The sequence below is a fragment of the Pirellulales bacterium genome, from assembly GCA_035939775.1.
Classification (GTDB): Bacteria; Planctomycetota; Planctomycetia; order Pirellulales; family DATAWG01; genus DASZFO01.
In genome coordinates this window covers 1-18015 of the sequence record DASZFO010000022.1, presented here as the reverse complement: position 1 = coordinate 18015, position 18015 = coordinate 1, and the positions used below count along the sequence as shown (strand labels likewise).

The 18015-nt window shown below is 60.6% G+C and carries 15 protein-coding genes; 7 read left to right on the top strand and 8 right to left on the bottom strand.

The window, feature by feature from the left end; translation table 11 throughout:
- Positions 1 to 103: 103 nt before the first annotated feature.
- The 3 genes from devC to VGY55_01030 are packed head-to-tail and all read right to left on the bottom strand — an operon-like array spanning position 104 to position 3614.
- Positions 104 to 1273, bottom strand: a complete 1170-nt coding sequence (devC, locus tag VGY55_01040; GenBank protein HEV2968539.1) for an ABC transporter permease DevC — start codon at positions 1271 to 1273, stop codon at positions 104 to 106.
- Positions 1274 to 1284: 11 nt separating this feature from the next.
- Entirely contained in the window at positions 1285 to 2442 is a 1158-nt protein-coding gene (locus VGY55_01035) for an FtsX-like permease family protein (protein ID HEV2968538.1), read from the bottom strand.
- The gene (locus tag VGY55_01030) at positions 2439 to 3614 is read right to left on the bottom strand and encodes an efflux RND transporter periplasmic adaptor subunit (GenBank protein HEV2968537.1); all 1176 of its coding nucleotides are present in this window, start codon (positions 3612 to 3614) and stop codon (positions 2439 to 2441) included. The genes VGY55_01035 and VGY55_01030 overlap by 4 nt, the downstream gene beginning before the upstream one ends.
- A 306-nt stretch (positions 3615 to 3920) precedes the next feature.
- On the opposite strand from VGY55_01030, the gene VGY55_01025 reads away from it, so the two are divergent.
- Both VGY55_01025 and VGY55_01020 read left to right on the top strand, forming a co-directional pair.
- A complete protein-coding gene (locus VGY55_01025) occupies positions 3921 to 6077 on the top strand; it encodes a serine/threonine-protein kinase (protein ID HEV2968536.1) in 2157 nt (718 codons plus the stop codon).
- 231 nt (positions 6078 to 6308) lie between these two features.
- Positions 6309 to 7757, top strand: coding sequence for an FAD-dependent oxidoreductase (locus tag VGY55_01020; GenBank protein HEV2968535.1), 1449 nt, complete (start codon positions 6309 to 6311; stop codon positions 7755 to 7757).
- 24 nt (positions 7758 to 7781) lie between these two features.
- On the opposite strand, the gene VGY55_01015 is transcribed toward VGY55_01020, so the two are convergent.
- The 4 genes from VGY55_01015 to VGY55_01000 form a co-directional block, all read right to left on the bottom strand.
- Positions 7782 to 8504, bottom strand: coding sequence for a DUF1349 domain-containing protein (locus tag VGY55_01015; protein ID HEV2968534.1), 723 nt, complete (start codon positions 8502 to 8504; stop codon positions 7782 to 7784).
- Between the two features lie 66 nt (positions 8505 to 8570).
- Positions 8571 to 9269: a DUF1349 domain-containing protein gene (locus tag VGY55_01010; GenBank protein HEV2968533.1), complete on the bottom strand. Its 699-nt coding sequence runs from the start codon at positions 9267 to 9269 to the stop codon at positions 8571 to 8573.
- 144 nt (positions 9270 to 9413) lie between these two features.
- On the bottom strand, positions 9414 to 11858 hold the full coding sequence (locus tag VGY55_01005; GenBank protein ID HEV2968532.1) for a glycoside hydrolase family 95 protein: 2445 nt from the start codon (positions 11856 to 11858) through the stop codon (positions 9414 to 9416).
- A 62-nt stretch (positions 11859 to 11920) separates the two neighbouring features.
- Complete coding sequence (locus VGY55_01000; protein ID HEV2968531.1) at positions 11921 to 12379, bottom strand: hypothetical protein; 459 nt, start codon at positions 12377 to 12379, stop codon at positions 11921 to 11923.
- A 322-nt stretch (positions 12380 to 12701) separates the two neighbouring features.
- Between VGY55_01000 and VGY55_00995 the strand changes: the two genes are divergently transcribed.
- From VGY55_00995 to VGY55_00980, 4 genes are all read left to right on the top strand, one after another.
- Positions 12702 to 13202, top strand: a complete 501-nt coding sequence (locus tag VGY55_00995; protein ID HEV2968530.1) for a hypothetical protein — start codon at positions 12702 to 12704, stop codon at positions 13200 to 13202.
- A gap of 68 nt (positions 13203 to 13270) precedes the next feature.
- The gene (locus tag VGY55_00990; GenBank protein ID HEV2968529.1) at positions 13271 to 13792 is read left to right on the top strand and encodes a hypothetical protein; all 522 of its coding nucleotides are present in this window, start codon (positions 13271 to 13273) and stop codon (positions 13790 to 13792) included.
- Between the two features lie 123 nt (positions 13793 to 13915).
- A complete protein-coding gene (locus VGY55_00985; protein ID HEV2968528.1) occupies positions 13916 to 14155 on the top strand; it encodes a hypothetical protein in 240 nt (79 codons plus the stop codon).
- Positions 14156 to 14173: 18 nt separating this feature from the next.
- Complete coding sequence (locus VGY55_00980; GenBank protein ID HEV2968527.1) at positions 14174 to 14539, top strand: helix-turn-helix transcriptional regulator; 366 nt, start codon at positions 14174 to 14176, stop codon at positions 14537 to 14539.
- Between the two features lie 21 nt (positions 14540 to 14560).
- Here VGY55_00980 and VGY55_00975 read toward each other — a convergent pair whose 3' ends face one another.
- Entirely contained in the window at positions 14561 to 15571 is a 1011-nt protein-coding gene (locus VGY55_00975) for an alpha/beta hydrolase-fold protein (protein HEV2968526.1), read from the bottom strand.
- A 218-nt stretch (positions 15572 to 15789) separates the two neighbouring features.
- Here VGY55_00975 and VGY55_00970 point away from each other — a divergent pair.
- A partial coding sequence (locus VGY55_00970) for a glycoside hydrolase family 2 TIM barrel-domain containing protein (GenBank protein HEV2968525.1) occupies positions 15790 to 18015 on the top strand: 2226 nt, incomplete at its 3' end.

Below are 18015 nucleotides of genomic sequence, written 5' to 3'. Positions count from 1 at the left end.
ATCCGCAGCGTGCGGACGCGGATGTCTCCCGTGTGACTCCAGAACGTAGTCTTCGTGGCGCGATTGTCTTCGACGAATGACATAGGATTCGTTTCTTACGTTCTCAAAAAAGTTCGGCGGGATCGACGGACATTAGCTTTCGCAGCGCCAGAATCCCGGACACGACGCACATCGCGATGGTAACGGCCAGCACGCATACCACTACATTCATCGTCAACTGCATCGTCAGACCGGTGAACCAGGTCAAGAATGCGTAGCCGGCGAAGCTCAAGAGCAACCCTGGCAGAAAACCCATGATCGACAAATAAAACGACTGGCGCAAGATCAGTTTCAAGAAATAACGGTCGGTGTAGCCCATTGCCTTTAGAGTCGCGAATTCGCCCATGTGATCGGCGATGTCGGAATAGATGATCTGGTAACAAATCACCACGCCGACGACAAACCCGACATAAACCCCAACCAGGAATATAAAACCGATTGGGGCATTGCGGCGCCAAAACCTCATCTCGCGATCGATCAACTCGTCCTTGGTCAACGGCTCGACGTCGCTCGGCAGCGACAGCCGCAATTCGTTCTTGACTGCAAGCGGATCGGCATGGTCTTCCAGCTTGACCACTCCCAAATCGACTTGGTTCAGCGGATCGGACCCGGCCGCGCGATTCGGAAAGAAGCGGGCAAAATTCGCGGCGCTCATGATCAGGTTTCCGTCGTTGACGAAATCGACGCCGAGGCGGAAATGCCCCGTCAAATGGATTTCCTGATTTGCGAGTTCTCCCGCGAAGTTGCCAAGATCCCGATCGCGCCGGGGGATGCCGAATTTGGCGCGGCAGGCTTCATCGGCCAGCGCGGTTCCCGAGCGGCGGAGATCGTCCTCGTGCGCGGCGAGAGAATCGAGCTTCATTACATCGTCGCCGACGCGAAACGCCAGCACGCGAATCGGATAACCGCGCGCTTGCCGGGCGCGGAGCACCGCGGCCAGATTCTCCATGTAAAATGGATAGACGGCCTTCACGCCCGGCAAACCCTTGGCTTGTTCGACGCGGGCCAAGTCGAATCGCTCCATGGCGGGCAAGGCGTATTTCGCCGAGCTGACGAGGAACACTTCGCCATTCAACTTGCGCAGCACCTGCACCGTGCTTTCCAAGAGCGCGTTCAAGAATCCGAGTTCCGTGAAAATCAGCACGACCGCAAAACCCACCCCCGCCACGGCCACCGCCAATCGACGCAGGTCATGCGTCAGATTCTTCCACGCTAAGGGAGTTCGCGAGGGCATAACGATGGTGTTCAGAATAAATCCGCCGGGTCGGCGCGAAATGCCTTTCGCAGCGCGGCCAGGCCCGAGCACATGCACATGACGACCGACAACACGAACACCAGGGCCAAATTCCGCCAAGTCATTTGAACCGGAATCTGAGCGCCCGCCGACGTGATCGCATACAGCAATTCCGCGATGACCAAACCGACGCCGAAGCCGAGCACCGCCAGGGCGAGCGCTTGCTGCAGGATGACTCTGCCCAAATACCGATTGTCGTAGCCCATGGCTTTGAGCGTCGCATATTCGGGCAGCAAGCTGGCCACGTCGCTGGCCAGTACTTGATAAACGATCGCCGTTCCAACGATCAAGGCCACGATGACTCCCGTCTGAAAAATCAATCCATAGTTCGTTTGATATACCCAATGGTCCAGTTCGCCGCGCAGGACGTCCGGCCGCGTCAGCACATCGACATCGCCGGGCAATAGGCTCTGCAACCGACCGGCGACGGCCCCCGCATCCTCGCCGCGGGAGACTTTTATCAAGCCCAGGCTCACCTGATCGCCGCCGAGGGTCGGAGTGACACTCTGCAAGCCACGTTCGCTAATGATCATCGCGCCGCCGGCCAACAACCCAGCGCCGAGCGTATAGTCCCCGGCGATTCGGACGGCGGTGCCGTTCACCTCGATCTCCGCGTTGCGGTCCTGCGGGCCGAATCGGCGGCCATCGACCGGTCCAAATTCGCGGCGGGTCTTTGTATCGATTAACAAGGCGTCGGAGCGTTCCAACTCGTCGCTCACGAGCGTTTGGATGTCGGTCCGACTAAAAACGGCTTCGTCGGGGTTCACTCCGAAGCAAAGGATCGATTGGTGCTCGCCGCTCGCCGGGTTGCGCCACGAACTCCTCACGACTGTCAACGGAGCGGCACGCTGGACGCCGGGACATCCCTGGGCTTGGACCAATCGCTGCCGGCGGAACAACCGTGCGTCGGCCAGGTGCAGGTAGTCCTTCGACCGCAAGCAGACGTCAAAATCGAGCGCATCGTAGATTTGGGTCGCGCTCACCTTGACCGCTTCGAGAAAACCCAACTGCATGAACATCAACACGATCGCGAACACGACGCCCGCGACAGCCACGCCCGTCTTCACCTTGTTGTGAATCAGGTTGCGCCAGGCGAGCTGTGTCTTCACGGCATTGGTCCCGCCAGAGGAAATGCGACTTCGACCTGCAAGCCGACGAGCACCGCGCGGCGGTCCTTGCCCGAGGAGTTGATGAGCCGCGCCGCCTTCTTTGAATCGACGAGCACGACGACTTTTGTAACATCGCGATCGACCTGCTTTCGCGGATCGAGCGGCCGCAGCGTGGCCTTGGTGATCTGACTGCCGACGCGATCGAGCGTGCCCTCGAGTTCCGCGTCGTGAAATGCGCGGCAAGTGACGGTTGCTTTCTGATTGGATTGGAGCGCCGAGACTTCGCCCGCATCGACCTCCGCCACGCAGACGAGATTGTCCAGGTCGGCGATCTGCAAGAGGGGCTGCTGCGCGACGACCTCGCCCGAATGGGCCACCACACTCAAGACCATGCCGCCTGCCGGGGCCGTGATTTTGGTCTGATTCAATTTGAGTTCGGACAGCTCGACGCGGCGATTCAGTGAGTCGGTTCCAGTTTGCTGCTCGGCCAAGGATTTCTGGGCTGCCTGCAATTCGGTTTTGGCGCTTTCCTCTTGAAAGAGCAAGGTTTGCTGCAACCGCTTCAATTGCAGATTGGCCGCCTCGTGCTCGGCGGCGGCCGCCGTCGCGACGACTCGTTGCTCATCGACTTGTAACTGTGAAGCGAGCGGCTCCTTCAACTTACGCATTTCCTCCAAACGGTCGGCGTCCTGCTGGGCCTCCTTTTCCTTGGCGGCGGCAACCGCGATCCGGGACTGCTGCGCCGCGATCTCAACGTCGCGCCCGTCAGTAGCTTGCTTCACCGCCAATTGGGCCGTGGCGAGACGCTGCTGCGCCAACGCAAGGGCTTCCGCCCTTTGGGCGAGCGCCAGTTCATGCTCCTTCACTGCCTCGGAGGAATCGAGTTCGACCAAAACGTCTCCCGCCTTCACCAGTTGTCCGTCCTGAACGAGTACCCGTTTGATTTGGCAACCGACAAGCGGGCTGCTGATCTGCACGACGCCGTCGCGCGGCTCGAGCGTGCCGAGGGCCACGGCCGAACGGCGCGGCGCCGCGGCAGGATTTCCAGCGCCGTTTGCAGCTTGGCCAGCGGGATGATCGGCGGGCGCGGCGCCATCGTCGGCCAAATACATATGATAGGCGAAGGTCGCCCCGACGCCCGCGGCCAAACCCAGCAAAAAAATGGCGATCACTCTTCGCATGTAAGATTAGTCGGCGACGAGATGAAGATTTGAGGCGATATTCTGATCATCTTTGCGGGGGCGCTGAGTGTCAAGCAAACATAGATCGACCGAAGTTCCGCTCGCAGGTCTTGCGCATCGGCGGTCAAGGCAATGGCCAGGCCTAGTCGCTACAGCCGGAAAACTCGGTGCAACAGGATCCGTCACAGCCGCAGTAAGCAGCTCTGAACCTCGGCTAGAATGAATCTGGGCGAAAGCGACGTTCGCTCGTCACGTGTCACTTACCACTTGCCACCTGCCACTATGCCCTTGGAGCCATTGCCACGACCGCGCGTTGACGACGCCGCCTCGACTGTTCCGCCGCCGCAAGACACCGTCGCCGAACCAAGCAGCGGCTCGGCCACGCTTCACATCGCGGGCTACGAGATTCTCGGCGAACTCGGCCGCGGCGGAATGGGGGTCGTCTATCGAGCGCGGCAGCTTTCGCTCGAGCGAATCGTCGCGCTTAAGGTCCTGGTGGCCGGTCCTCATGCCAATGCCGGCTTGTTGGCGCGGTTCCGCGCTGAGGCCGAAGCGGTCGCGAAGCTGCAGCACCCGAATATCGTGCAGGTCTACGAAGTCGGCGCAACGCAAGGATGTCCGTATCTTTCGTTGGAATTCGTGGCGGGAGGCTCGCTGGCCGACAAGCTCCAGCGGAACCCGTTCGCGTTTCGCGATGCAGCCACGTTGCTGCACACTTTGGCTCTGGCCGTCCAGGCCGCTCACGACGCCGGCGTCGTTCATCGCGATCTCAAGCCGGCGAACATTCTTCTTACGCCCGATGGCCTGCCGAAAATCGCCGACTTCGGCTTGGCGAAGCAACTCACCGGCAGCCAGGCCGTGACGCAGACCGGCGACATCATGGGAACGCCCGCCTATATGGCCCCCGAACAGGCCAGCGGTGTCACCAAGAATGTCGGGCCCACTTGCGATATCTATGCGCTCGGCGCGATGCTTTACGAGCTGCTCACCGGCGGGCCGCCGTTTCGTGGCCGCGATCCTGTCGAAACCGTGCTGCAAGTGCTTTCGCAGGAGCCGATCCCGCTACGAAGGTTGGCGCCCAAGACGCCGCGTGACCTGGAAACCATTTGTCTTAAGTGCCTCGAAAAACAACCTGCGAAGCGCTATGCCACCGCGCAAGCCTTGGCCGATGATCTCTCGCGCTGGTCGGAAGGCCGCCCGATCCAGGCGCGGCCGACGTCCCTGTCGGAGAAAGCTTGGAAATGGGCTCGCCGACGTCCGGCAGCCGCGGCGCTCGTCGCCGTGTCGCTGCTCTCACTCGCCACGTTCATCGCTTACGGAGTTTGGAAAAACCGGCAATTGAATCAAGCGCTTCAAACCACCATCGAAGCCCACGATCGCGCTGAAGGCAACTTGCGCCGGGCCATCGACGCCGCCGCCCGGCGCATCACTCGCGCGAACGATTCGACCGCCAATCCGCTGCTCGAAGAGTTGACCTTCATGGAGCAAATCCGCGCGCAGGCGGGAGAAACACCGGATGTCCAAAACGAGCGCGCACTGGCGGCCGGCTGGGCGGGGTACATCTATTCCGAACTCAACGATTCGGCGGCGGCCGAGAAGGCCTTTGGCGAATCGATTGCCGGCTTCACCAATCTGGTGCGGCAGTTTCCCGAGGATCCAACCTACCGCCGCGATCAGGCCAACTTCATCGCGCGCTACGGCGCGTTTCTCGCGCGCAGCGGCGACAACGAGGGAGCGAAACGCGAGTACGAAAGAGCCCTCGCGATGCTCGAAGACCTGCTGGCCAAGAATCTGCAAGACGTCGAAGTTCGCATCCTGGTGGGGGCCGAATCCAATGACCTTGCATCCATTGTCGGCCAGCTTGGAGGCGATTCTGAACCCGCTTATCGCCGAGCGCTCGCGGTGCGCGAAAAGCTGGTCGCCGACTTTCCCGACGACCGCGACTACCGTTTTGATTTGACCCTAACGGAAATGAACCTAAGCACGGTGAAGCTCCGCCAGCAGCGCAATTCCGAGGCCGAAACCGTCCTTCGCCAGTGCCTGAAGGAATTGGCCGCATATCCAGCGAAGATCCAATCCGAAGACACTTATCACCGCACCGTGGCGGCAGCGCATTTGAATCTCGGCGTCGCCTTGGAACGACAGAATAAACCCGCCGACGCCGAGATCGAATACGCGGCGGGCGGGCATGAATTCGAACAGTTGGTCGAGGCCCATCCGCAATCCGTCCCGCTACGCACTACGTTAATCGACGCGCTCCATAATCTCAGTAAGCTGCAGATTGCCAAAGGCAAGTACGGTGAGGCGATCCCGACGGTCGAGCGCGAGCTGCAGCTCTATTTGCAGTTGGCGAAGGAATTCCCCGACGACCGTCAATACGCCGACTCAGTCGCCAGCCATCAAAAAGCGCTCGATCAACTGCACCGCGCGGTCAAAGGACTTCCGCCCGAATGAAGTTAATCGGCATTGCCCTGGGGCGGGTAGGTAAAGTATCACGCGGTCTGTCTTGACCGGCATTCATCTTCATCGTTTAACCCGGAGCCATCGGCGACGGAGGCATCGCGCTAGGGTCCATCGCCGATGGCTCCGTGTGAAACGATGCCAAAAGGACGGGGCCGCCACAATTGGCCCGGAAAATGCTGGCGAAAGTGGCAGCTTTTCGCCCATCGCACGGAGCGTGTCGTCATGAGACTCCGCCAATACGGCCCGTCATTCGCCGCGGCCGGTGCACGAGTCTGTCGGCCTGATCGCAGACGGTTTTTCAAGGTGGCTGGACTGATGGGCGTCGGGACTGTGCTCGATGCGGTTGCCAACGTGCATCCGGTTCGGGCCGCGACTGCTCAAGAAAAAGTCATCGTCATCGGCGCGGGCGTGGCCGGGCTCTCGGCGGCGCGCAACCTGCAATCGCGCGGGCACACCGTCACGGTGATCGAAGGACGCGACCGCATCGGCGGGCGCGTCTGGACGGTCGATCTGGGCGGCAGTCCGGTCGATCTGGGCGCTCAATGGATCGAAGGGATCAACGGCAATCCGCTGGCCGAGTTTTGCCGGCAGCGGCGAATCAAGACGGTGCTCAGCGACGAGAATTCGATTCGCGTCTTCGACAGCGACGGCTCGCGGTTTTCCTCTGATGAAGCGGCCGGCTTGCACTCGTGGGCCAAGGCAGTGCTCAAGACGCTGGAATCATTCAACGACGATGGGCTGGACTCTGGCCGGCCTGATATGACCGTCGCCGATGCGCTGCGACAACTCGGTGCAGGGCAACAAGCCACGCCCCGCCAGCGGCGATACTTGAATTGGGCGATCGCCATGAATATCGACGCGACCGAGGGGAATGACGCCGATCTGCTCTCGCTGCGAAACTTCGAAGGCGAAGGCGAGGCGGAGTCGTTCGACGGCCCGCAACATATTCTGCCGGGCGGTTACGGCCAGATACCAAAGCTGTTGGCCGACGGGCTCGACATTCGGCTCGGCCGCCGCGTTGTGGCCGTGCGCTATGACGCTTCGGGAGTGCGCGTCGAATGCGAGAAAGAGCAGTTCCGCGCCGACCGCGCCGTCGTCACTCTGCCACTGGGAGTCCTCAAGGCCGGCCGCGTGACGTTTTCGCCCGAATTGCCGGCGCGGAAACTGGAAGCGATTCGCGCGCTCGGTTTCGGCGCGGCGCACAAGGTGGTGCTGCGATTCCCGCGGCGATTCTGGGACAACGATACCGACTTCATCGGCTCGGTCTCGGACGACGGCGGCCAATTCGTCGAATGGACCGATCTCAGCCGCACGACCGGCGCGCCGATCCTCTCGCTGTGGAGCCACGGCCGGGCGGCCCGCCGCTTGGAACAATTGACCCGTTCGCAGGCGATCGACGAGGCGATGAAGCGGGCGCGGCGGATGTTTAGCGGCTCGATTCCCGATCCCGAAGTGGTTGCGCTAACGTCGTGGACGAGCGATCCGCTGAGTGGGGGCTGCTATGTGAACCTTCCCCTCGGCGCGAGCTACGACCATCTCGACGCCCTCGCCGAGCCGGTGAACGACCGGCTTTTCTTCGCAGGCGAAGCCACCTCGCGCCGCCATCGCGGCACCGTTCACGGCGCATGGCTATCCGGCCAGCGCGCCGCCGAGCAAATCGCTGCGTTGTGAGAATTGCGCGAGTGTTTCGTCCGTCTACTTCGGATTCGGGCTCGGCTTCGGGATTTCCAGCGTCGTGGAGAAATCATCGGTCGTGGTATTGATCGCCATCACGCCCCCCTTCAGTTGCTCGGCCAGCTTCACCTCTTCGTTCTCGATCTCGGTCCAGTCCAGGCCATCCTCGCTGGTGGCGAAGGTGAATTTATCGCCGATTCGAGTGATGCGCAGATAGGTGTCCTTGTCGTCGATCTCGCGCCGTTTGGTCGTTTCGGATTTGCCGTCCACGAAGCACTCGAGCCAAACATAGGGCTGGTTTTGGCCGCCGAGCGCCGCCCGCTCCAGCCGGATGAAGTTGCGTTCATCTTGCCAGATCAGCAAGCCGGAGCTGACAAAGCAGTAGCGATTGTTCGACGAGGTGTTGGGCTTCGGAAATGGAAATGCCTCGACCTTGACCGCGAGGCTGAAATCTCCCTTGATATCCTGAACGATCCGCGGGGCGTTCATCTTGGTATAAGCCGATTCCCTGGCGTACGTGAGATCGTGAGTCGTCTTGGGGACGGTGATCGTCACTCGAACCTGTTCAGTGATTTGGCAATCGCCATCGGGATCGACGACGGCGCCAAAGCCTTTGACGGTCTGCGCCGGCTTTTCATCGGCCGCCGCATGGTCCGGGGCGGCTGCCTTGTCGTCTGCCGCGGCCGATTGCAAGACCAGGCCCATTGCCATCGCAAATATCGCCGCGTGAGCAAAGCGAAACATGCCTTCACCTCCTCGACTGAAACGGGGATCGGAAACGTGCATCTGACAAGGTCTGCTTTAAGTCGCCTATTTCTCACTTTGGCTCGGTTTCGGCACTTGAAAGGTCGCCGAGAATTCATCGGTCGTCGTATTGACGGCGGCGATCCCAACTTTCAACTGCTCGGCCAGTTTGACCTCTTCCGTCGTTAGTTTGATCCAGTCCTGGCCGTCCTCACCGCTCTCGAACGTGAACTCATCCCCCTTGCGTGTCACGCGCAGGTAGGTGTCCTTGTCTTCGATGTCATCGTGCTTCTTGTACATCTTCATACCGTCCTGGTAGCACTCGATCATTACAAACCGCGATTGCGTGTCCCCCTCCGACGCTCGCTCCATCCGGATGTAGTTCTTGTCGTCTTGCCAAATTAACAAGCCGGCGCCCACGTGGCTGAAGCGGCCATTAGATGACGTTTTCGGCTTGGGAATCGGAAATGCGTCTACTTTAATGGCGAGGCTGAAATCCCCTTTGACGTCTTGAGTGATCCGCGGGGCGTTCTGCTTGGTGTATTCCGGATTGAGCGCGAGGTCGTGAGTCGTTTTTGGGACGGTGATGGTCACTTTGATTTGCTCTTGGATTTGGCAATCGCGGTCGGGATCGACGACGTTGCCAAACCCTTTGACAGTCTGCGCTGGCTTTTCATCGGTGGACGCCTTCTCTTGGGCGGGCGTTGAATCCGCCAGCAGACAACCGACGAGGATGACAAACGGCGCACACGAAATGCGAGACACCCCTCGACCTCCTCAGAGAAAAGAGACGCGGCGAGCCGGAGTCTGGGAATCGTCGGGCCCGACACGGTTTGCGGCCAGAAGAGCTACCACCGCTGATGCCTTTGTATCCGGCAGATGAATCGGTGGTCAAGCATTCGTGACGATTTACTTTACTCGCAACTCGAATTCGCTACCTTGGCGCATGTCCAGCGATATCGTCTCATTCGTGCCGCGGCCGATCGGCGGCGTCTGGCCGTTAGAAGTGATCTCTATGACCTCGCTGCCGGCGGGAACGCGGATTCGCTGCGGGCCGTCGGCGCTTCGCTCGGAGCCTATCCGAAAACCGTCTGCGGAGAGGGGGACAGTCCCCTCTTTCTGCGCCACACCCTCACCCCGGCCCTCTCCCGTCAAGGGAGAGGGAGAAATCGAGGACAGTCCCCGGCGGTTTTCGGATAGGCACTTCAAAGTCGCGGCAGTGAGCCGGCCATTCTGCCAATGGAGATCAACCTCCACGCCGCCACGGGCCCGCAGACCGGTAACGGAACCGTTCGGCCAGGCCTTGGGCAGCGCAGGCAGCAGGCTAATTTCCCGCTCGTGGCTTTGCAGCAGCATTTCGGCGATGCCGGAGGTCGCGCCGAAATTGCCGTCGATCTGAAAAGGCGGATGGGCGTCGAGCAGATCTGGATAGGTGTTGCCGACGATCGCCTCTTCGAGCATTTTGAAGGCGTGGTCGCCGTCGGCCAACCGGGCCCACCAATGGATCTTCCAGGCCTTGCTCCAGCCCGTGCCGCCGTCGCCGCGAAGTTCGAGCGATTTTCGCGCGGCGGCGAACAGCGCCGGCGTTTTCGTCCGCGTGATTTGATTGCTCGGATAAAGGGCGTAGAGCTGCGAAACGTGGCGGTGCTGATCGTTCGGGTTGTCCAAATCGTCGAGCCATTCTTGCAATTGCCCGAGACGGCCGATTTGCAGCGGGGCCAGCCGCGCGTGCGTCGCGGCAAGTTGCTGGCGTAAATCTGGGTCAATCTGAAGGATTTCGGCGGCTTTGATGCAGTGGTCGAACAGGTCGCGGAGGATCTCCATGTCCATCGTCGGACCCGCGCAAGTCGTCACGCCGGCTGGATGTTTGTTCTCCGGCGATACGGACGGGCACGTCACCAGCCAATGGTGCTTCGGCTCCTCGACCAGCGTGTCCAAAAAAAACTCCGCGGCGCCGCGCATGATGGGATAGGCCGTCTTGAGAAACTCGAGGTCGCCGCTGAACTCGTAATGGTCCCAGAGATGCTTGCAGAGCCACGCGCCGCCGCAGGGCCACATGCCGGCGTTGGGGCTATCGACCGGTGCGGTCGCTCGCCAGATGTCGGTGTTGTGGTGGCAAACCCAGCCGCGCGCCCCGTAATCGAGTTTCGCCGTGCGGCTCCCAGGTTCGACCAGTTCGCCGACCATTTTCAACAGCGGCTCGTGGCACTCGGCAAGATTCGTCACCTCGGCCGGCCAGTAGTTCATCTCCGTGTTGATGTTGATCGTGTATTTGCTCTCCCAGGGCGGGTTCATCTTGTCGTTCCACAACCCTTGCAGCGTGGCGGGCTGGCCGCCGGGGCGCGAGCTGCTGATCAGCAAGTACCGCCCGAACTGAAACACGAGCGCCGCCAGTTGCGGGTCTTTGCCGTCGGCGAACGATTTGATCCGCTCGTCCGTGGGGCGATCCATCCCCTCGCCGCGGCCGACATCCAGGCTCACTCGCCTGAACAATCGCTGATGCTCCGCGACGTGGTCCTGCCGCAGCTCCTTGTATGGCTTGCTTGCGGCGGCAGCGAGATACTTGCTCGCGCGGCCGACGGCATCGCCGCTGGCGTCGCGATAGTTCACGTAACTGGTTGCGATTGAAAGGAGCAGTGTAACTGAGTTCGCCGCGGTGACGGAGAGCTTGCCACCTTCGGACGTCGTTGTCGCGCCATCCGCAATTGCTCGAAGCTGCGCTGAGAAACGGATCACTCCTTTGATCCCTTGAGCATCGCCTCCCACGCCGTTCATTTCCAAGGAATTGCCTTTCGCTGCGAAGGTCGCCTGCTGCGGTGTCATGAAACTTGCCGAAAAGCTCACCTGCCCCGGCTTGTCGGCGGTGAGCCGAACGACGATCACTTGATCGACGGGCGAGGCGAAGATCTCGCGAATGAACCGCACGTCGCCGACCTTGTAGCTAGTGCGCGCGATTGCCGTATCAAGATTTAATTCGCGGCGGTAGTCGTTCACCTGGCCATGCCCCGGAAACTCCAGCCACAGATCGCCGACCGGCTGGTAAGGCATTTCGCGCAGCGGATGGGCCATCATCCGCCTGCCGATCAACTCCCGCGCCTCGACATATTTGCCTGCGAAAACCAATCGCCTTGCCTCGGGCAGCGCTTGGCGCGCCTCGGGATTGCTCGGATCATAAGGCCCGCCGGCCCAGAGCGTGTCTTCATTCAATTGCAGCCGCTCTTTGTCGGTCCCGCCGAAGACCATCGCACCCAGCCGCCCATTGCCGATCGGCAGCGCCTCGGTCCATTCCCCGGCCGGGCGACGATACCACAAAGTCATGTCGTCGGCCGCAGTAACAGAACGAGAGGCACTCATCAGTAAGATGAGGCCGACAACGAACGCTGTGTGCCACCGCGAACTTGGCCGTAAACCGCGATTCACCGATTCTCTCCCGCGGCTGCTCCGTTTCGCTCAAGTTCCAACTCAATCTCGGCATTCACGCGATTAAGGCTCGCCCGCGCCAGCTTATCGGCTTCGCCTCCCTTCGCGTTCACGTTGGACAAGGCCTTGATCTTACCCTCGATCTGATTTTGACGTGCGACGTGCGCTTGACGCACGGCGATCCGTTCCTCCTTCGATTTGCACAAGGCCAGCTTGGCTCGATTCACCTCGTTTGACGTCGTCAGCACCGTATCGAGCTCCAGTGTTCCAGCCTCATATCCGACGGTGCACGCGTTATACGCGTTCTCCGACGTTTTCCAACGCTCCAAGAGCAAACCTTGGAGCTTTTCGGACCTTTTCTCGCCCGGCGCATCCGCGCCACCTGCATGAATGCATGCGATGACCAGGCCGAGCAGACACACTCCAACGATCCCCACTCGTCGCAGCGCGAACATAGAATTCTCCTTTCGGCATGAACCCGACTGTTGGATAACGCCTCTCCGTTGCATACGGGCCGATGTTGCATCGGCTGATCTCGCGGCGCCAACGCCGGCCAACCCGCTCATCGTATCGAGCCCTCACTCCAGCCGCAAGAAATTCGGAGCAAAGGATCGGCGGCGCCAATACGCCGAAACTAGCTCGCCTTTTCCATGCGCACGAAGCTAAAATGCGTTCATGGACGAGAACTCCGCGAACTCAGATCAGCCTTCCCGGGCGAAAGGGCCAAACAGACGCCGGTTTCAATTCAGCCTGCGTTCCCTGTTGATCTTCGCACTAATGTGCGCCATCGCGTCTGGGTGGCTGGGAAGGAGGCTGGAACAAAAGCGCAGAGAAACTGAAATCGTGGCTGCGATCGCCAAGTTGGGCGGAGTCGTGGAGTATGACTATCAAAGGTCACCACCCGGAAAACCTTTCGGGCCCGATTGGCTCCGACGACTTCTTGGCGAGAATTTTTTCAACGACGTCGTATTCGTGGATTTTCAACGAGTGCCCATTAAAGTCGGCGATGCTGATTTGGCGAGTGTTCAAGAATTGACGACGCTTAAAGTGCTGTGGCTGAATGGTGACAAAATCACCGACGCGGGGCTGGATCACGTCAAAGGATTGATTCGGCTCGAATCACTGGGTTTGGGGGGCACCATGATCACCGATGCGGGCCTGCTAAAGCTCAAAGGGCTGACCAAGCTCCAAGACTTGTCGTTGGGGGGAACGAGCGTCAGCTTCGACGGTGAGGTGGAACTTCAGAAGGCATTACCGAACTGTGTGATCTCGCGTTAATGCGAGAGCAGAGTCGGCGAGGATAGGATACTTGCGACCAAAATATGTCGTCGAGCGGTAATCGACTGATGCCCGCGATCACCGACGCCACAAAGCTGCTCACTTTGTCGGCAATCTTGATCGGAATTGCTGCCGCCGGTATCGCCGCCGAGCCGCAAAGCCGCTGGGTGCATCTCGATTCCCGCGGGATGTTGGTTTACGAGGCACTGCCGAGCGGCGATCGGATCATGGATTTCTCGTCCGCTGGGTACATGGGAGGCGGCGTCACGATTCCTTCGCTGCCGGTCAGCAAGATCGCCCGTCCTTCGGGCGGCGACGATACGGCTGCCATTCAAGAGGCGATCGACTCCGTTTCGCGCGCGTGCCCCGTCGGCGGATTTCGCGGCGCCGTGTTGCTTGAGCCGGGCATGTTCAAGTGCAAGGCAACGCTCGCGTTCAGGGCCAGCGGGGTCGTCCTGCGCGGCAGCGGCCCAAAAATGCCCGAAGGAATCTACGACTCCCACGGCACCCGCGTCGCTCCAGTGAGCCTCTATTTGGAACAACTGTCCGAGCGCCTCGGGCCCGAGGCGCGGCGGAACGTCGGACATTAGCCGACCGAGAGTGGAAAACAGCGGGCTGAAATCTGCGGCCTGCTATCGCTGGTCGCTGAAAGCTGCTATTGACTTTTATTATAACAGCATTAACATTTATTATAACAGCGTGGGGAGAAGTCGGTGCCCTGGTACATATTTCTTTGGGACGCGGACGCGGAAGCTCATTTGGCCCAGCATGGCGTAACGCCGGACGAATTCGAGGACGTTGTGTGCGATCCAGATTCGATTGGAGAAAGCCGCTCCACGGGCCGCCCGATCGCCTTTGGCTACACCAGTAGCGGCAAGTATCTTGCGTGCGTTTACCAACTGGTTGATAAGGATACTGTCTTGCCCGTAACCGCCTACGAAGTCGAAGACTAATTTCCGAAAGGGACCGGCATGCAACGAGCCAAACGAATTAGCCGAACGCTCTCCGATGCGGAGCGTTCCCGTGTCGCCGAACTTCGCGAGCAAATCGCCGGCGAGAAAGATGAAATTGTCGCCGAGGCGCGACGTCACAAATCCGCCCACGACGCTGCCGTCGCGCGGCTTCGCGACGTGATGCGGCTGCTTCATTCCGAGCGCACCCGTCGCGGGTTGAGTCTCGCTGACATCCAGGCGCGAACCGGCATTGCACGGTCGGCCCTCTCCCGACTGGAAACCGATCCCGACGCGAACCCTACGCTGACCACCGTCACTCGCTACGCCGAGGCCCTTGGCAAAGACCTTCAGATAATGCTGGCTGACAAGGCGCACAGCGCTTAAAGCGTGTAAATGCGGCGCCGATCACTTGACCGGATACCCTTTCCAAAGCCACAACAGCGCCTCGGGGAGCGTCTGGCCGACGACTTTTCCGTCGACGTGCCCGGCCGATTTGGCGAAGACGTAGCGGTAGTGATAGCCCTTCGCCTTCAACGCGGCGGCCATGCGTTGATTGGCCAGCACCCAATTGTGCAGCGATTCTTCGTTCCTCTTCGAGCCGTTGTCGTTTTCGCCGACCTCCAGCCAAACGCGCAGCGGCTTCGGATCGCTGTTGGGGATCAGATGCTCGTGATATTCCCACGCGCCGTGTGTCGACTCGGGGTTTTCCGGCGACTGTTGATTCACATAGGTTCCCGAGTAGGTGAGGATGCGTCGATAAAGGTCCGGGCGAAACCAGCCCATCGTGAAGGCGCAAGCGCCGCCCGAACTGCCCCCCATCGCTGCCCGGCCTTCGGGATCGGTCGTGAACTTCAGATCGTAATCCTTCGCGATCTTCGGAAGCAACTCGGTTTCGACGAACGTCGTGTATTTGTCCGAGACCGTGTCGTATTCCAGACCCCGCTCGCTCCCCTTGCCGTCTCCGCCGCCGGAGTTGATGAGGACCGCGATCATCGCGGGCAGGCGATGCTCGTTTATCAGATTATCCAAGACCACGGGCAGGCGATTCTTATACGACATCCCATCCTGCACAACGATAAACGGGGCCGGCGTTCCGGCGACATACTGGCTCGGCACGTAAACGCAAACCTTCCGCTGATACGGCCCGCGAAGGCCCGGATAAATCTTGCTATCCTTCGAGTCCATCGTGAAATCATGCAACTCCCCCTTCGGTACGCCGTTCTTGGCAGACAACTCCGGGGCATTCGAGTACGACGGCCCGATTGTGAAATCGCCGTCTTCCTCGTGCGCAGTCGCAGAAGCACTAGCGACTTGAGCCGTCGGCGTAGATGGTCGGTCATCAGCCAGGGCCGTGTTCAAACTAGACAACACGAACAGAAGAGCAGCGACGTGGGCGGACTGAAAGAGCCGTTTCATTGGTTGATCCTCGGCCATTATTGAGTTGCGGGCTTTCCGCTGATCGTCAGTAGCCTCGATTCTATCCCGACTCCGTGTCGTGTGCGATTGCCGGGCCAGCGCTTTCGTCAAGAACCAGGCGAGAATTGCGCCGCACCAGTTGCGGAGCTCGCCGGCCGGTGGTACTTTCGGGTTGACGGTAACTGATCGGCGACACCCCAAAACATAGAGAAATCCCAATGATGCGAGGCCTTGGCGTGGGCGGATTCGTGGAGGCGGCGACGTTGTTCATCCTGTGCGTGATCGTTGGCGGCTCGGCGCAGGGGGCTGGCTCGCCGCGGGAGGTTACATCGCTGGACGCCGATTGGCGGTTTCATCGCGGCGATTCTGCGACCCCGGGGATTGGCCGTCCGATTGCCGCTTGGCGCTGGAAAGAGGAGCGGCGCGGCGAGGCCTCCGCGGCGGAGATGGCCGCGGCCGATTTGAAGACCGATGGGGCCGATTGGAAGGATGCCAAGCCAGGAGACGACGTGTTCCACGGGCGCCGGGGATTCTGCTGGTTCCGCACCGAGTTGCCGGCGGCGGTAGCGGACAAACCGACACTGCTCTTCGAGAGCGTGGATGATAACGCAGTCGTTTATCTCAACGGCAAACGGCTGATCGCGCATCAAGGTTGGAACGATCCATTCTCCGTGCCGCTGGCGGAGGCTTGGCGCAAGGATGGGCCGAATGTGCTCGCCGTGCTAGTCGAGAACACGGCCGGCGCAGGTCGAATCGGCGAGACGACGCTGGAAGGGCTCGTCGATCAGACGCGGCCGGCAGATAGCCCGATCAACCCGAGCTACGACGATTCGTCCTGGCAGCGCGTCGATGTGCCGCACGACTACATCGTCGAAGGAACATTCAGCGAGCAGGCGAACAAGGACCACGGCTTCTTGCCGGTCGAGCCCGGCTGGTATCGGAAAACGATCGCGATCCCCGCGACGGCCAAGGGGCGGCGGCTCTGGCTGGAATTCGACGGCGTTTACCGCAACAGCCGCATGTGGCTTAACGGCAAATATCTCGGCAACCATCCGAGCGGCTACGGCAGTTTTCGCTACGACGTCACCGATGCGGCGCTGCAGGGAAAAGACAATCTGCTCACTGTGCGCGTCGATCCGCGCGGTTTCGAGGGCTGGTGGTATGAAGGTGGTGGAATCTATCGCCACGTGCGGCTGGTAAGCGTCGAGCCGGTACACATCCCGCCGTGGGGCGTGTTCGTCAGTTCGACGGTGAAAGATGTCGGGGACGGCGTACAGGCCGATGCAGCGGTGACCGTTGCCACGACGCTTGTCAACGAATCGGGCGACACGGCAAAAGTGACGCTCCGCTCCGAAATCCTCGATGCCGAGGGAAAGGTGGTCGCCTCGGCGGAAAATCCTGAGCAGCTTCCCACTGACCGCAAACCGGAAACTCGCCACAAGCTGCCGGTCGCGAAGGCGAACCTCTGGTCATTGGGAAAGCCGTATCTTTACTCGCTGCGGAGCACGCTGTCGAAAGATGGCAAGGTCGCCGATCAGGTGACCACGCCCTTCGGCATCCGCACGATTCGGTTCGACGCCGACAAGGGATTCTTCTTGAACGGCAAGCCGGTGAAGCTCAAGGGGACCTGCAACCATCAGGATTTCGCGGGCGTCGGGATTGCAGTGCCGGATTCCATCCTCGAATGGCGGATCCAGAAGCTCAAGGAAATGGGGTCGAACGCCTATCGCTGCTCGCACAACCCCGTGGCCGCGGAGCTACTCGACGCCTGCGACCGGCTCGGGATGCTCGTCATGGACGAAACGCGGCACCTGGGAGACACGTACTCAGGCAAGTCACCGCCGAGCACGCCGTATTCGAATCTCAGCGACCTCTCGGAGATGGTGCTCCGCGATCGGAACCATCCGAGCATTATCATGTGGTCGATTTGCAATGAAGAAGGCATCCAGGGAAGCGCCGCCGGCGCGAAGATCGCCAAGGCGATGAAGGACCGCGTCAACTCGCTCGACGGCACGCGGCCCGTCTCGGCGGCGATGAACGGCGGGCACGGCGGCTCGGGGCTGACGACCGTGCTCGACCTCGAAGGATACAACTACAGCCCCCGCGATTATGCCGGCTTTCACAAGAAATACCCGCAAAAGCCGATGTACGGCAGCGAAACGGCCAGCGCCGTCAGCACGCGCGGGATCTACGCCAACGACAAGGCGAAGGGTTACGTCAGCGCCTACGACGTGAACGCCCCGCCTTGGGCACTGCCGGCCGAGAAGGCCTGGCGGCCGATTGCCGAGAACGATTACATGGCGGGCTGTTTCGTCTGGACCGGCTTCGACTACCGCGGCGAGCCGACCCCCTACGGTTGGCCGTGCATCAACTCGCATTTCGGCATTATGGACATGTGCGGCTTCCCAAAGGACTCGTATTACTATTACCAAGCCTGGTGGAGC